The following is a 13,886-nucleotide window of genomic DNA, read 5'->3' as shown; positions in this document are numbered from 1 at the left end:
TGTGAAGTCGATGTCATTCGGGCTTGGTGCCGGTAGTTCGCCGGATTTCACTTTGCGCCAGTAGTCGGCAACGTCTTTAAGTGCATTCTGCTTGTTGTACATCAGCCTTGCTCCTTCAGTGCTTTCACCATCTGATACATCGCCTCTGGCGGCACCGCGTTACCGGCCATGTGAACGGTTAGCTTGTGCGATGGTGGTTTGATGTAGTCGGCAGGGAATGACATGGCCAGCATGTTCTCTTCCTTGGTCAGAATGCGCATGCGGTCACCGTCAACTACTGCCCAGCGATCACGTGTCGTGATAGTGCCGATCGGACGCTGCAGGGAGCGGCCTGATTTGGTGTTGCCGTAATACGACATCAGGAACCGATCGCCGAATTGGGCTCGTCCATTTGCTACCCGATCGAGTGTGGCCGATGCGCGACCTGGTTTGTTGACCAGTGACCAGCGGCCAGAGTCGAAATCGATGAACGACTCAGCCGAGACATGCGGAAGCTTTGGCAACTTCAACATCAGCGGATTTTTGCTCTTGGTGCAGACGATGAACATGCGCTTACGGTTCTGAGGTACGCCAAGGTCGGCGCAATCAACGATGTGTGACGCCAGTGTATATCCCAGCTTCTGCATGGCATGCTCCCACGCAGGGAACAGTAACCACTGCAGGAACTCCGGCACGTTCTCAACGATAATTTGCTCAGGATTTAGCACCTCAGCCGCCGCTGTAACCGCCCACGCCGTTGAGCGACTAGCATCGTGCTGTGGGTTTCCGTTGGCTTTCCCTCGGGCCTTGCTGTGGCCCTGACAGCACGGAGAGGCAAGCAGCAGATCCAGTCTTGGGGCCAATTCCAAAACGGATGCGAAATTAGCCTGATGCAAGTCCTGGCATGCATGAACGGTGTTAGGGTGATTCAGCGTGTGAGCGTCAACAGCTGCTTGCCAATGGTTTGCAGCCCAGACGATTTCCACACCTGCTTTTGTGGCGCCAGTAGATGAGCCACCGAGGCCAGCGAATAAGTCGATACCTTTCATTTGGCCTCCCGCAGCTCGTCGCCTTCGAATTTAGTCCCACAGAGAGGGCAGTAACTCATCATGCATAGGTGATCTGCTTTGGTCTGGTTAGTAGCGAGTCCGCCGCCCTTGCGCTTGCGGTAGTATCGGAATTTAAAATTCATCGCCACCGGGGAATGATCGCTACCGTTTAAGCTGTAGAGCGAGTTTTCGAATCCAGCATCTTCAATCTCACCAAGCGCATAGCCGACCTTCTCAGAAATGCGTTGCTTGAACAGCGCGGCTGTTTTTTCAAAGCAATTACAGGCCATGTTATTTACCCTCCCGCAGCTCGTTGGCGAATCGGCAAGACAGGAACACGATGTGCTTAAGTGCCTTTGCTCTAGCAGTGGCTCCTTTCTCGCATTGATATTTTTTGCCGAGGAAGTCAGCAAACTTCTCCACTCCCCGCGCTTCGATAGCTGCAAGGGCGGCGTCAGTGGCTGGGGTTTTGATGTGTCTGGCCCTGTCGATTTCGAATCCTGCTGGCTCACCTTCGGTATAGGCAGAAGCAATAAGATCAACCGAGGACTTCAACGCCGCATTCTCAACAGCCAGCGCGTCGCGCTCAGCTTTCAGGGCTTCGTAGGTCAATACTTCGGTCATGCCGCACCTACCTGTTGGCTATTCAGTTGATAGGCAATGGCCATCTGCTCTGCGTCGTTCATAGCGTCATGCAGGGAGTTATGCTTAACCATCGCGAAGCATGGCTGGTGGGTTTTAGGCAGGTAACCTTTGGTGCCTTTGATCATGGCATCGATATAGGTGCGCACGTCGCGCTTGCCGCCCCAGTGCCACGGGCATTCGATCTCATACATGCGGTAGGCATGCTCAAGGATAGAGCCGTCGAAGTCGGTACCACGGAAGAAGATCCGCGCGTTAGGGTGTTGCTTAATCCAGTTGGACAGTAGCCCAAGAGATTGGCACAGAGGTTCACGTTCACCGACCAAAGCTTCCTGCGCGTCTTCTCCTTGCTTGCGCCAGAAGTCCTGGGTTGCTGCGCTGACGGTACGGCCTTTCATCAACTGATCGAAGGTGTCAGCCAGGCAGTAAAATGCGTTGGTTGAGTAGTCGGCCAACTCACCCTCACGGGCCACTTTGATGATGCTTTGCTGGGTCTGGTGAACGTCGTCAATATTGAAAGCAAACGCGCCGATAGAGAGAAGCACTGCCGACGGCAACACGTCCAGGGTTTCGGTATCGATCGTGATTGTGTTAATCATCACAGCACTCCCCATTCAGTCAGCTCATTGAAGCGTGCAACGAACATTGCCCGCGCCTGCACTGGCATCACCGGATTAATCACGATGTCAGTTGGGAAAATGCCTTCCAGCATTGGCCATACTTTTCCATCGTCGATATCGAGATCCCGGCGTTCGGTTGCCAGCATCACCAGGTCTGCATACTTCACTGCGATATCCATCTGCAGAGGAAGGCCGAAGCGCTGGCGGATCACTGCGTCCAGTTGGTCTTCGATACGCTGGTAATCCGGCAGCAGGCGCTTAAGTGGGGCAGGGATATCTTTGCAATAGGCTTCGGTGGCATCGTGCATCAGCGCCTCAAGAGCGAACTCTGGCGCCACAATTTGACTGCACAGCACTGAGTGTTGCGCCACGCTGTAGAAGTTCGGCAGATGGCCGGCAAACCGGCACTCATGGGAAAGCGCCTGTGCGATATCTTCGATGCAAATACTTTCGACTGCCGGCGCCGCAAAGTCCAAGTGACGGCCTGTAAAAGTGGTAATCCAGCTCATACGTTAATTCCCACACGCTGATTTTCGGCAAAGCGAAACCCTGCCAGAATTGGCAACTTTTCGCAGAGAGAAAATCGGGTTTTAAGAATGGAGGCCAGACACCCGCATAGCGCTGGCTCCCGGTTAATTACTCACACATCAGGTGGCGCACCGCGCCGGGGCTTTATACTGTGTAAAGGGATAAGGGGAACCCGGAACAGTACGCCACCAGATATGTGAAAAAATGCGGCTGACACCAACCCAAATCAGAGCAGCCGCAAAGGCTTCACTACACACAGCAAAATTCTTGCCGGATATCTGCGCTTGCTTTCGCTGCAGTGCCGCCGGCGCGGCGCATAATGTGTGGTGATGGGAGTCGAACCCACAGACGGAGAGGGAGCCCGCCTATCACCGGATACCACATCGAGATGCTCACTCATGAGTTAGGATCCTCCACCGATCCCAGAACTAAGGGAAAGGGCGAGTGAGCATTCCGATGTGCGCCGGTCACCCGGCGACGAACATCACTATCCAAGTACCTAACAACAGCCAAACAACCAAACCAACAACCGCGCTATAAACCAAAGCCTTCCAACCTTTTGCGCTCATGATTGCCTCGATGCGCCCCGTAGAGCGCTTGGTTAGTTCAACCGAACGCGACGACTGAGTAACACCCATATTTCATGTCGTTCGGTGACAGGGCGCTCGGGGTGTAGCGTTTAGCGCAGGTGATGTCGGTACTTGATACCCGGCGACCGATATGGAAGCGGCCATAACATCCAGCCTTATTGGTTGCGCCAGAAACTACCTTGCCGAAGATTGTTTTTGCCATCGTGTAACCCTCTGCTGTGAACGCTGGTATGCGAATCATCCCGATCTTCGTGTGCCTCGGGCGGCTACTTCGTGGGCGTCCTGCCTGTTCGCTTTTGATAGACTAACTATGACTTGAGTAATATTTAAAGTCAAGCATGAGAGAATAAATTATATTACTTAGGTAATAGTTGTGGTGGAGCGGGGACAAAAAAAACTGTTATCTTTAATACGTAGCTTATTATACTGTATGGATAAACAGTATTCATGTCCATGTACGGGCTATAGTGCCCGTAGTGGCATAAGGTAGGTTAATTTATGGGTATTTTGTTTAGAAAACAAAAAACTGGGGAATACGAAGAGGCAAAAGTTGATGATGACGAAATAGTTTACTACCGCAATTTTCTTATGAGGATTTGTTCAACAACTCCAATTATGCAGGAAGAATCAACAACCTCAAAAAGCGGTACCCGGTCATCATCAACTGCTAAAAAACCATAACCGGAACCACCTTCTAAAAACTTAAATGTAGAAATCTCACCTCTGATGCAGGTTACAACAAGATCTTCATTACCCGGAGTAATCGCTGGATCTACTAAGGTTATTGCTCCAACAGGAACTCTTTCTATTCCTGTGTTTTTCGGCATCACATAAGCGCGAAAACGGTCGGGCACACTTTCATGCCAGGAGATAACATCATTAGTAATACCTGTAGCATCCCAGACTGAAACTAGTCGAGATACATCAACTTTTTGAATTGGGCCATCCTCACCATCAATGCTTCCAGAGCCGTTTATCAGCCAATCAGCACTAACACCTAAGGCAGCCGCAATCCTACCGGAATATTTAGAAGTCTCATTTTTTCCGGCAAGGATCTTGGAGATTATGGATTGGTTTACGCCAGACAGCCTCGAGAGTTCACTTTGAGAAGTAACCCCGCTTTTCTGCATGGCAATTTGAAGTCGTTCACATAGTGTTTTCATGACTTGAAAAATATTCCCTAAGTAATCATTCGTCAAATGACCGGTGTAATTGACTTTATCTATTACTTGGGTCATATTTTACATTCCAAAGGTAATAGGAGCTAATGATGAACGGCGTCAATGGCGTTATCCAAAAAGCAATCTCACTCGCCGGCTCCCAGAAGGAGCTCGCCACGAAGGTGGGGGTAGATCAGTCAGCGGTAAGCAAATGGTTAAACGGGGGAGGGATTCGCTCACAATACATCCCTGCAATTGTCGCTGCCACTAATGGTCAACTGACAACTACGGAAATTCTCGCTTCCCTTCAAGACAAATCCCCTGATGACCTCGGCGCTAACCATGTTAATGCCCCCGCGGCTTAACCAAAACCACAGAATCGGAGAAACCTTGTGGACAACAAAGACTTTCCCACCCAGGACGATATCAGCGACGCGATACACAAGCTGATCACTCAGTTCCCAGGCAAGTACAGTGCGATGGCGAAGGAGTTGGATCCGGTAGCCGGCACTGAAAACGCACTACGTAACCGCGTCCGCCAGGTATCAGGGCAGGTAGTACCGCTGGGTATGGCTGTAGAAATGGAATCAATCTCAGGCCGTAGCGATATCACTGAGGCGATGTGTAAGCACGCTGGTGGCGTATTCGTGAAGCTGCCGGAAATCGAGCAGATGGGCAATGAGGAGCTGCTTTACAAATTTAACGATCTGCTGGCGTCTCTGGGCCAGTTCGCACGCTTCCATAACGAGTCAACATCAGACGGCATTCTGGATCGCGAAGAAAGCAAACGCATGAAGGCAAAAGGCTATCGGGTGCAGTGTTTGGTAGCGGAAATCATGGTCGTTACAGAGATGTTATTTGGAGAGGGTGACGCCACAGATATGCGGTCTGTGGCGTCGGGCGCATTAACTAAACGTGTGGAGTAATTAACGCATGAACAGAGTAACAGAATCTCGTTTGCGTGGGCAATTTCGTTGTGTAGCTGCGAGCTGTGCTAAACCGCCAGTGCCGTTGCGTTATGTGATGAGAATACCGGGCGGCTGGTTGCCTGTCACCCACAGCACGTTGCAGGAAGTTGTGGATCGTTGCAAATATTTGGCACTACCGGCGCCAGGAGTTGTGGCATGAGCGTAAAAGTCTCCAGCTATGTATGGGACGGCTGCGCTGCGCACGGTGTGAAGGGTACCAAGCTGCTTGTAATGCTTCGTCTGGCTGACTTCTCGAACGATGAGGGGATCTGCTATCCGGGGATTGAGAAAATCGCCCGTGAGATTGGTGCTGGCCGGAGTACGGTCACGACTGCGATCGGCGAACTTGAAAGTGATGGATGGCTGACACGCAAGGAACGCCGTAGAGGGCAGCGTAACGACAGCAATATTTACACCCTGAATGTGCCAAAGCTGAAAGCAGCGGCGTTAAGCGTCGAGTCTCACCGTCCAGATTCTGACACGTCAGAATCTGACCATTCAAAATCTGACATGTCAGGATCTGAACGTTCAGAATCCGACCGTTCAGAAAACACGAAAAAGGGCAGTTCTCACCCGCCAGAATCTGGGGGGGATCCGTCAGTAAATTCAAAACAAGATCCATCAGGTAAAAAACCTAATTGTCAGCCTGCTGCGCAGACCGACCCTGAAGTGTTAATCACTGACCAGGCCAAGGCAGTTTTAAAACACCTGAACCTGGTAACTGGCTCACGCTACCAGACCTCGAAAAGCTCACTGGAGAACATCCGGGCACGTTTGCATGACGGGTTTACCCCTGAGCAGCTTGTTTTGACGGTCGATTACTTAACGGCGAAGTGGGGTAATGATCTGGCAATGTCCGATTACCTTCGGCCCTCGACGCTCTTCGGTCCGACCAAATTCCCTGGGTACCAGCAGTCCAGTAATGCCTGGGCGAAAAAAGGGCGTCCGGCCTACGTCAACGGGAAATGGCAGACCAGCACCAACCACCGAGTAACACCAGCCACTGGCGCAATACCGCCGGGCTTCAGCAATGGCTTACCAAACACTGGAGGTGATCATGATGGCATCGTCAACTGATGTGATGGCCCGCTTGCTGGCGCTTAAACCGGCACATGTGCAGCCACGTTTTACCACTGTCGAAGGCTGGAAGCAGTTTCAGACAGAAGAGGCGCAAAAATCCAATCAGCAGATCACGGATCGGAACCGCCAAGCCCGAATGGAAAAGATTATTGGTCGTTCAGGCATCCAGCCTTTGCACCAGAAATGTTCCTTCAGCAATTACGTTGTGGAATGTCCGGAACAGCAGGCGGCACTGGATGCAGCCAAGGGATATGTGGCGTCATTTGGCAATACACATGGCGGGTTCATCTTCTCTGGTAATACCGGTACCGGCAAAAACCACCTGGCCAGCGCTATGGCAAGGAACCTGATTAAGCTTGGACACTCCGCGATGGTCATGACGGTAGCTGAGCTGTTTGAAAACCACCGAGCCACGTTCAGCAAAGACAGCCCAGTGAAAGAAGCTGATCTGCTGCGCGACCTGTGCCGGTTAGACCTTCTGGTACTGGATGAGGTTGGGCTACAGAAGGGCAGTGATTACGAGGTTAATTTACTGACCAACATCGTAGACCGTCGGCAGTTGCAGTTGAAGCCAACCGGTATGTTAACAAACAAAACATACGACGAAATGGTGAAGATGGTCGGTGAGCGGATCATGGATCGCCAGACCGATGGCGGCATTTGGGTGCCATTCACATGGGCCAGCATGCGCAGCCGCAAAGGGGGCAAGGTATGAAAAAGTTATCGATCCCAGTGGACGTATTCGAAAGCGAACGCGTTAACAGCGGCATCCGTCGGCTAATCCTTGCTGGTGTGTTGAAGGACAACCCAGAAAACCAAATGGGCCGAGTTATTCAGGCGGCGGCTGGTGCCAAGTGGATGACGTTACGCGAATTGGAAAGAACCGTGTTCATGATGTTTTTCGTGGCTGATACCCAGGCGGCCATAAGCGCTCGATTGCGTGAAGTTAACCCTAAGGTGCATGGCCTGGTTAAGGAAAAGCGCACGTTGAAGGATCCGGACACAGGCAAGCAGGTTTATTTCTACCGCCTGGTCGCCGTAGAGGAGCAAGCCGCATGAAGTGTGTATCTGGCATTGAGGTTTTGCCTTTGATGGCTGTGGCGCACCGGGTGTATCGCTGGTGGATGTTACGTGAGGACTGGCGCACCTGGCAGGAGCGCGGCGATTTTCGGAAATATGCAATCTCGCAGGGATGGCTAACAGACTGGCAGCGCCAGCACTTTGGCTGGGATTACTACGGCGTTCGGTATTTGGTTCGCAAGGCTATCGGAGACTTTGCATGAAATACTCACTGATTTACGCGGATCCACCATGGACGTACAAAGACAAATGCGCAGATGGCAAGCGTGGAGCAGGGTTCAAGTATCCGACCATGAGCGTAGCGGACATCTGTCGGTTACCGGTGTGGGAACTGGCTGCTGATTCTTGTCTGCTGGCAATGTGGTGGGTACCGACTCAGCCGGTGGAGGCACTAAAGGTCATGGAGGGGTGGGGATTCCGGTTGATGACCATGAAGGGGTTTACCTGGCACAAGACGAACAAGCACAAGGGAAACAACGCGCTGGGCATGGGGTGGATGACCCGAGCCAACAGCGAAGACTGTCTGTTTGCGGTCAAGGGTAAGCTGCCACCGCGCCTGGATGCATCGATTTGCCAACATGTCACAGCACCACGAATGGAGCACAGCGCTAAGCCTGAAGCGTTTCGCGAGAAGCTGGTTCAGTTGTTGGGGGATGTGCCTCGTATAGAATTGTTCGCGCGTCAACAGGCCGAAGGCTGGGACAGTTGGGGCAACCAGTGTGATCAGTCGGTGATATTGGTGCCGGGTAAGGCAGAGGTGGCTGTATGAATTTGACGTTGCCATTCCCGCCTAGCGTTAACGGCTACTGGCGTTCGCCAAACAAAGGGGCATCCAGAGGCCGTACTCTGGTCAGTGAGCGTGGCAGGGCATTCCAGGCAGAGGCTATCGCTCAGGTAATGGAGCAATTGCGCCGCCGTCCAAAGCCAATCAGCGCAGACATATCTGTAGCGGTGGTGTTCTACCCGCCGACTAAAGCCCGTCGTGACCTGGATAACTTCTTCAAGGCACTGTTTGATGCGATGACGCAGGCTGGTGTGTGGCTCGATGACAGCCAGATTAAGCATATCGATGCCAAGTGGGGGCCAGTGACCAAGGGCGGCAAGGTAGAACTACGGATCAGCGAGGTGCAGGCATGAGAGGGATACTGAAGCCGATCGTTGTCCGCGAACTGGGACAGGTCATCTTAAAGCCAGGCAATGACTTGCTGACGATGTTCGGTGACCGGGTGATGGTGGCCACGGTACCGGCTGAGTTTCGTGAAATGCCGTCAGGTGCATTACCGGCAACAGAACAGCAGCTGGCCATTGACCCGCGCTTCCGTCCGTTCTTCCAGCATGAGCGCGTTCTTTCTGCCGCTGGTGGCATTAACAGCCTGGAGAGTTGGCTGGATCGCCGTCATGACTGTCAGCGCCAGTGTGCCGAGGACGATTATCACGACAAGAACATGGAGACCATGCGTTATGGCACCGGTGCTATTCGTCTGTGCTGGCACCATTCGCATATGTACCGTGATAAGACGATGGATGAGCTATCAGTCACAGCAGAACAAAATATTGCTGATTTTGTGGTATATCGGGCCAGAGTTCACTTCATGTTTGAAGAGAGTCATCAACTGACTTTGCCGGAGCTGTGCTGGTGGGCCTGGGTGAATGAGGTCATTGATCTGTTGCCTGAGAATGTCGCGGCGGCATCACTGCGTATCAAGCCGACCACAATCCCATCAGGTACCCGGAAAGAGGCCGATATAACCCCCAGTCTGGCACCACGTCAGATGATCGCCGAGATAGCCAAGAGGGCTGCAAAGGTGTTGGTAATTGATCCGGAGCCGCCAAAGGCATTATTCAAGATACCGAAGCGTGAGCGCTGGACAAGCGAGAAATTTACCAAGTGGGTGAAGTCTCAGCCGTGCGCATGTTGTGGCGGATCGTCTGACGACCCTCATCACATCATTGGTCATGGCCAGGGCGGCATGGCAACAAAGGCCCATGATTTTTTTACTATCCCGCTATGCCGGAAACATCACGATGAGTTACATCGTGACCTGTCACGGTGGGAAGAAGAGTACGGCAGTCAGATTGAGGTGTGGTTCAGGTTCATCGACTACTCGTTATCGGTCGGTGCAATTTCATAGTGTGGAGTAATAGGCGAGCTGGCATGCGGGCCAGACGCCTGGAGATTAAAGCATGAGAGATATGTACGAAATTTTGGAACGGTGGGGCGTGTGGGCGCGTGAGGACAGTGGGATTGATTACTCACCAATTGCAGCGGGATTTAAAGGGTTGTTACCACCGACATCGAGTGGAAAGCTATCATGCTGTGATGATGATGGTTTGGTGATAGATGGGTGTGTTAGCAGGCTGAAGAAGTACAAGCCTGAAGAGTACGACCTCGTGATTGCACACCATGTTTACGGTATGTCTCTGCGCAAAATAGCCAGAAAACGTAAGTGCTCTGATGGCACTATCCGGAAGGAAATGCAGACGGCTGAAGGCTTCATCGGTGGGTGTCTAGCTATGTTGGAAGCAGATTTGGAAATGTAGGAAAAAGCCCAGCATTTGCTGGGCCTTTGCTAGTTAGTTGTTATATAACAATGTCTTGCAAAATCAATTATGCTGTCTTGTTTTTCATGCTCGATTGTAGAAATATCATTTTTATCAAATGTTTCTCTAATTACACGCATGGCATGAGTTTGCTTGCTATCCGGACTAATTGGGGGGGCAAGTGGCAGCAGAACTTTGCTTAAGTCAAGTATACCCTCACTTGCAGCGCGGGTTATTCTTGCAACCCAAGTATCACAATGTTCTACCATTTTACCTGGTTCATCTTGATCGAAGGCTAATGGTTTTATTGCACAGTCAACAACCCCATCTCGGTTTAGCACAAGAGGCATTGAAAACTTAGACAGCTCTTTCCCCAAAGATTCTTGTTTAAAAAATCTTGCCCAATCGCCTTGCTGCCGGAAGCGTTCTTTAAGCTCCCTTGCAAGAATTTCTTCGCGGCGCTCCTTTGTAACTTCAGAAGCGTTCACGAATTTTTGATAGAGCCTATCGAGTTCATTAATAGGGCTTTTGGCCATAGATACACGCACATCACTGAATTGGAAGATTGACTCTCTTTTTTCCACATAACGGATGAAAAAATTCGCCAAAGCAACATCATCAGAAAATGCTGAAGCATTCCCATTGATGAACTTCAATTCATTGTTAAATGAGTCTCGAGCAATAGGATAAATGCTGGTGTCATTGAAAAAAGTCCTTACACGACCATTATTTTTCGGTGCTAATTTGTATGATAAATAACCAGTCTTGGGCGCGCAGAGAATCACGCCAATGTTGGCGAATTCCTCCGTATCCGTGTACGGGAGGTAACGTATTATGCTGTACATGCAAGGTGTACTCATACTACATCTCTCCAGAAGAGATCATCATTTACGCGCAAAAGAGTTTGTTTCATAAATTCAATGTGTTGCTGATGTTCATCCCCATCTAGACGCCACTCATCAGGTATTGCGTCACAAGCATTATCAAATGCTATGAGGGTGCTAGATAACAAATCTTCGTTGTGCTGTCTATCAGCCAGATCATGTATCCATTTACGGTAGTCGGACGAGAATACATGAGTCCTAAACTCCATAATGGCACAATCGTGAGCGAAGGATTGGTTATGGTCAATCAGAAAAAATCTACTATTGCCTACATCATAGATGATGTTGACATTACCTTCCCCTTTGGGTGAAAGGGTTCTGTCGGAATTTTTAGTCCATATATCAAAAAGATAAATTAGTTTTTGGCTAATTTCATCGATTTTCGTGTGGGCTTGAGTGAAGGTGATTGGCATAGCATGCTCGATAAATTCGCATCCAAATGCCCAACCTTCTTTTAAATCTGCGTTCCAATCAGGTCGATATTTAACCAACCCGTCATCAACCCAGATCTTAGCAAAGCTAGGAAAAGGTAGTTGCAATGCATGAGTAAGGTGAGCACAGACCCATTCGGCAATAAGTTCTTTTCTTGGTAAGTGTGGAAGTCCTTTTACTACGTACTTTTTACCATCATCACATCCGCACAAAAATGGTCTTGTTATACCGCCATCAAGCCGTTTTACAATTTCAACTGCTGACAGCTCAACCATAATTAAATTCATCCATAAAAATATTGACAGTAATCATCAATTTAGTAGAAGCCAAGAGAGAAACGATAGAAGAAATCTCATAGGCGTAAGATTTAATGACACAACATTACACACGTTAGCGAAAGAAATCATTAACGCGTACGCAAAAACCCATGTAACGTGATAAGAGTGGTTACGCAGTCACGTAGCTTACCCAATCAAAAACCTCGCTTCGGTGGTTTTTTTTGTTTACGAATGTGAGTGGTGGTTGAGTCTGGGTAGCTACGTCGCTAAAATTATACTTTGACCGCCATTAGCTCATCAGGATAGAGCAGAAGCTTTCTAAGCTCCTGGTGCGGGGTTCAAGTCCTCGATGGCGGACCAACGCGGCCATCGTATAATGGTATTACCTCAGCCTTTGAAGTTGATGACGTGGGTTCGATTCCCGCTGGCCGCGCCAGAACAACCGCATGAGCACTTGCCCGTTTTATAGGGAATGATGTCGGGTCAAACTCAGGGGTGAGTGTTCAGTCGGATGTTCTGGTCTACACTAATTTTGGTACATCAGAAGGGCGCATTTAGTTTTGATACGCACTATCGATCCCTTTGGTGGGGAGTTGCTAAGTGCGCCCCTCGATGTGAAGTGACAGCCGGGAAAGACCGGCGCCAATTCTAACCCTGGCATCTGCCGGGGTTTTTCTATTTAAGGGCTGCGCTAATGCGTGGCCTTTTTTATGTCTTACGCCCGGCGTTCGCTGAGCGAGCAAAGGAGCAAACAAATGACTGAGCCGGTAGGTACTGGGGCAGCGACTACCGCATTAACCGGCGTGACTGTAGCGGGGCTGTTATCAGGGGTAGATTCTGGCGTGTTGATCGGGGCATTCGCCGGCGCAGTAATTTTTGTTATGTCAGCCAGTGATTTTACTTGGCTAAAAAAGCTGGCGTTGTTCGTTGCTTCTTTACTCGTGGGAATTCTGGCAGCGCCTTTTGCTGCTGACATCATCACTTGGGCAACACCTGGTGACATCAAAGCCAGTAATCCAGTCGGTGCGTTGGTGGCCTCCGCAATCGCAGTTCGGCTACTCATGTCAGCTAGTCAAAATCCAACGGGTTTTTTTGACCGGTTCCGGCGAGGGGGGAGCGATGCTAAATGAATACCTCTTAATCGTGAATGCCATCACATGTGCAGTGATAGCAGCCCGCATGATGTTGTATCGCCGGAACGGGGCAACTCACCGGTTCTTTGCTTCTTTCTGCGCCTGGCTGCTGATCGTCGCCAGTGCCTCAGTGACGATCCGTATTCTTACCGGTGATTATCACTATGCAAACTGGTCGGAAACATTAATCAACTTGTCGTTCTGCGTGGCGGTAATTGCGTCGCGCGGCAATGTTATGAGACTGGCAAAACCCGCCCAAAGGTAATTCACCATGACTTATAAATTCAGCCAACGCAGTGAGAAAAATCTCGTTGGCGTCAACCCCGCTTTGGTAGCGGTTGCACGCCGGGCACTTGAGCTATCACCCGTAGATTTCGGTATCACGGAAGGGCTTCGTAGCCGAGAACGTCAAAAACAGATGGTTGCTGCCGGCGCCAGCCAGACGATGAACAGCCGCCATCTGACCGGGCATGCTGTAGACGTAGTGGCATATCTCGGCAGCAATATTAGCTGGGAGTGGAAATACTATGAGCAGATCGCCATAGCCTTTAAGCAGGCGGGCGCGGAGTTGGACACGCCGATCGAGTGGGGTGGTGATTGGAAAACCCTGAAGGACGGGCCGCACTTCCAGTTACCACATCGGGATTATCCGGCATGAATAGCTGTCTGGCGACGGTAAAGAACGGTGGATTAGTGGCGCTGCTGCTTACCGCTATTTGCCTTGGTGCCTATAGCTCGTTGTTATCACATCGTTTGGATCTGGCACGGCAACAGTCTGCCGAGCAGCAAAAGACCTTGGCACTGCAGGCCGGGTTGATAGCCATTCTGCAAACACAGGATGCTCAGAACCGTGCACTGATGGCCGCCCAGCAACAGCAAGAACAGCAGTTGCGCCAACAGGCTGACATCTATCAAAGGAAAT

The 13,886-nt window shown here is 50.7% G+C and carries 22 protein-coding genes and 2 tRNA genes; 16 read left to right on the top strand and 8 right to left on the bottom strand.

From position 1 onward, the window contains the following. Window positions 1-101 precede the first annotated feature (101 nt). The 6 genes from OC597_RS25945 to OC597_RS25920 form a co-directional block, all read right to left on the bottom strand. Window positions 102-1,028, bottom strand: a complete 927-nt coding sequence (locus OC597_RS25945; RefSeq protein ID WP_262211106.1) for a DNA cytosine methyltransferase — start codon at window positions 1,026-1,028, stop codon at window positions 102-104. After that, window positions 1,025-1,318 carry a hypothetical protein gene (locus OC597_RS25940; protein WP_262211105.1) on the bottom strand — a complete coding sequence of 98 codons (294 nt, stop codon included), beginning with the start codon at window positions 1,316-1,318 and terminating at the stop codon, window positions 1,025-1,027. The genes OC597_RS25945 and OC597_RS25940 overlap by 4 nt, the downstream gene beginning before the upstream one ends. Before the next feature lies 1 nt (window position 1,319). Beyond that, on the bottom strand, window positions 1,320-1,652 hold the full coding sequence (locus tag OC597_RS25935) for a hypothetical protein (protein WP_262211104.1): 333 nt from the start codon (window positions 1,650-1,652) through the stop codon (window positions 1,320-1,322). Then, window positions 1,649-2,269 carry a 3'-5' exonuclease gene (locus tag OC597_RS25930; RefSeq protein ID WP_262211103.1) on the bottom strand — a complete coding sequence of 207 codons (621 nt, stop codon included), beginning with the start codon at window positions 2,267-2,269 and terminating at the stop codon, window positions 1,649-1,651. The genes OC597_RS25935 and OC597_RS25930 overlap by 4 nt, the downstream gene beginning before the upstream one ends. Then, on the bottom strand, window positions 2,269-2,799 hold the full coding sequence (locus OC597_RS25925) for an HD family hydrolase (RefSeq protein ID WP_262211102.1): 531 nt from the start codon (window positions 2,797-2,799) through the stop codon (window positions 2,269-2,271). Before OC597_RS25925 ends, OC597_RS25930 begins: the two co-directional genes overlap by 1 nt. Window positions 2,800-3,980: 1,181 nt before the next feature. Next, window positions 3,981-4,646, bottom strand: coding sequence for a helix-turn-helix domain-containing protein (locus tag OC597_RS25920; RefSeq protein WP_261159119.1), 666 nt, complete (start codon window positions 4,644-4,646; stop codon window positions 3,981-3,983). Window positions 4,647-4,675: 29 nt separating this feature from the next. Between OC597_RS25920 and OC597_RS25915 the strand changes: the two genes are divergently transcribed. From OC597_RS25915 to OC597_RS25870, 10 genes are all read left to right on the top strand, one after another. After that, window positions 4,676-4,933 carry a transcriptional regulator gene (locus tag OC597_RS25915; protein ID WP_261286059.1) on the top strand — a complete coding sequence of 86 codons (258 nt, stop codon included), beginning with the start codon at window positions 4,676-4,678 and terminating at the stop codon, window positions 4,931-4,933. A 27-nt stretch (window positions 4,934-4,960) separates the two neighbouring features. Then, window positions 4,961-5,494, top strand: coding sequence for a YmfL family putative regulatory protein (locus OC597_RS25910; RefSeq protein ID WP_262211101.1), 534 nt, complete (start codon window positions 4,961-4,963; stop codon window positions 5,492-5,494). Window positions 5,495-5,692: 198 nt separating this feature from the next. Further along, on the top strand, window positions 5,693-6,613 hold the full coding sequence (locus OC597_RS25905) for a conserved phage C-terminal domain-containing protein (protein ID WP_262211100.1): 921 nt from the start codon (window positions 5,693-5,695) through the stop codon (window positions 6,611-6,613). Then, window positions 6,594-7,331: an ATP-binding protein gene (locus OC597_RS25900; protein WP_262211099.1), complete on the top strand. Its 738-nt coding sequence runs from the start codon at window positions 6,594-6,596 to the stop codon at window positions 7,329-7,331. Before OC597_RS25905 ends, OC597_RS25900 begins: the two co-directional genes overlap by 20 nt. Next, entirely contained in the window at window positions 7,328-7,675 is a 348-nt protein-coding gene (locus OC597_RS25895; protein ID WP_262211098.1) for a hypothetical protein, read from the top strand. Before OC597_RS25900 ends, OC597_RS25895 begins: the two co-directional genes overlap by 4 nt. Beyond that, window positions 7,672-7,899 carry a hypothetical protein gene (locus OC597_RS25890; RefSeq protein ID WP_262211097.1) on the top strand — a complete coding sequence of 76 codons (228 nt, stop codon included), beginning with the start codon at window positions 7,672-7,674 and terminating at the stop codon, window positions 7,897-7,899. Before OC597_RS25895 ends, OC597_RS25890 begins: the two co-directional genes overlap by 4 nt. Further along, window positions 7,896-8,465: an MT-A70 family methyltransferase gene (locus tag OC597_RS25885; protein ID WP_261162326.1), complete on the top strand. Its 570-nt coding sequence runs from the start codon at window positions 7,896-7,898 to the stop codon at window positions 8,463-8,465. The genes OC597_RS25890 and OC597_RS25885 overlap by 4 nt, the downstream gene beginning before the upstream one ends. Continuing rightward, the gene (locus OC597_RS25880; RefSeq protein WP_262211096.1) at window positions 8,462-8,833 is read left to right on the top strand and encodes a RusA family crossover junction endodeoxyribonuclease; all 372 of its coding nucleotides are present in this window, start codon (window positions 8,462-8,464) and stop codon (window positions 8,831-8,833) included. Before OC597_RS25885 ends, OC597_RS25880 begins: the two co-directional genes overlap by 4 nt. Continuing rightward, window positions 8,830-9,828 (top strand): DUF968 domain-containing protein, encoded by a 999-nt coding sequence (locus OC597_RS25875; RefSeq protein ID WP_262211095.1) that lies wholly within the window; start codon window positions 8,830-8,832, stop codon window positions 9,826-9,828. Before OC597_RS25880 ends, OC597_RS25875 begins: the two co-directional genes overlap by 4 nt. 52 nt (window positions 9,829-9,880) lie before the next feature. Then, on the top strand, window positions 9,881-10,237 hold the full coding sequence (locus OC597_RS25870) for an antiterminator Q family protein (RefSeq protein ID WP_262211094.1): 357 nt from the start codon (window positions 9,881-9,883) through the stop codon (window positions 10,235-10,237). A 29-nt stretch (window positions 10,238-10,266) separates the two neighbouring features. Here OC597_RS25870 and OC597_RS25865 read toward each other — a convergent pair whose 3' ends face one another. Together OC597_RS25865 and OC597_RS25860 are read right to left on the bottom strand one after the other, a co-directional pair. Beyond that, window positions 10,267-11,097, bottom strand: coding sequence for a DUF3037 domain-containing protein (locus tag OC597_RS25865; protein ID WP_262211093.1), 831 nt, complete (start codon window positions 11,095-11,097; stop codon window positions 10,267-10,269). Next, window positions 11,094-11,828, bottom strand: coding sequence for a HipA family kinase (locus OC597_RS25860; RefSeq protein ID WP_262211092.1), 735 nt, complete (start codon window positions 11,826-11,828; stop codon window positions 11,094-11,096). The genes OC597_RS25865 and OC597_RS25860 overlap by 4 nt, the downstream gene beginning before the upstream one ends. Before the next feature lie 286 nt (window positions 11,829-12,114). Between OC597_RS25860 and OC597_RS25855 the strand changes: the two genes are divergently transcribed. The 6 genes from OC597_RS25855 to OC597_RS25830 all read left to right on the top strand — a co-directional run. Beyond that, window positions 12,115-12,191: transfer RNA gene (locus OC597_RS25855), tRNA-Arg, on the top strand. A 2-nt stretch (window positions 12,192-12,193) separates the two neighbouring features. After that, window positions 12,194-12,267: transfer RNA gene (locus tag OC597_RS25850), tRNA-Gln, on the top strand. 319 nt (window positions 12,268-12,586) lie between these two features. Then, window positions 12,587-12,961: a putative holin gene (locus OC597_RS25845; RefSeq protein WP_013813826.1), complete on the top strand. Its 375-nt coding sequence runs from the start codon at window positions 12,587-12,589 to the stop codon at window positions 12,959-12,961. After that, complete coding sequence (locus tag OC597_RS25840) at window positions 12,951-13,229, top strand: phage holin family protein (RefSeq protein WP_262211091.1); 279 nt, start codon at window positions 12,951-12,953, stop codon at window positions 13,227-13,229. The genes OC597_RS25845 and OC597_RS25840 overlap by 11 nt, the downstream gene beginning before the upstream one ends. Before the next feature lie 6 nt (window positions 13,230-13,235). Further along, on the top strand, window positions 13,236-13,622 hold the full coding sequence (locus OC597_RS25835) for a M15 family metallopeptidase (protein ID WP_262211090.1): 387 nt from the start codon (window positions 13,236-13,238) through the stop codon (window positions 13,620-13,622). Continuing rightward, window positions 13,619-13,886, top strand: a 268-nt coding sequence (locus tag OC597_RS25830) for a DUF2570 family protein (protein ID WP_262211089.1), incomplete at its 3' end; no start/stop codon positions are given. The genes OC597_RS25835 and OC597_RS25830, both read left to right, overlap by 4 nt.

Origin of the sequence: Serratia proteamaculans (genome assembly GCF_946227095.1) — a bacterium.
In the GTDB taxonomy this organism is placed as follows: Bacteria; Pseudomonadota; Gammaproteobacteria; order Enterobacterales; family Enterobacteriaceae; genus Serratia; species Serratia proteamaculans_E.
Note: the sequence above shows the minus strand (reverse complement) of the source record. Positions and strands in the feature narration are given on the sequence as shown.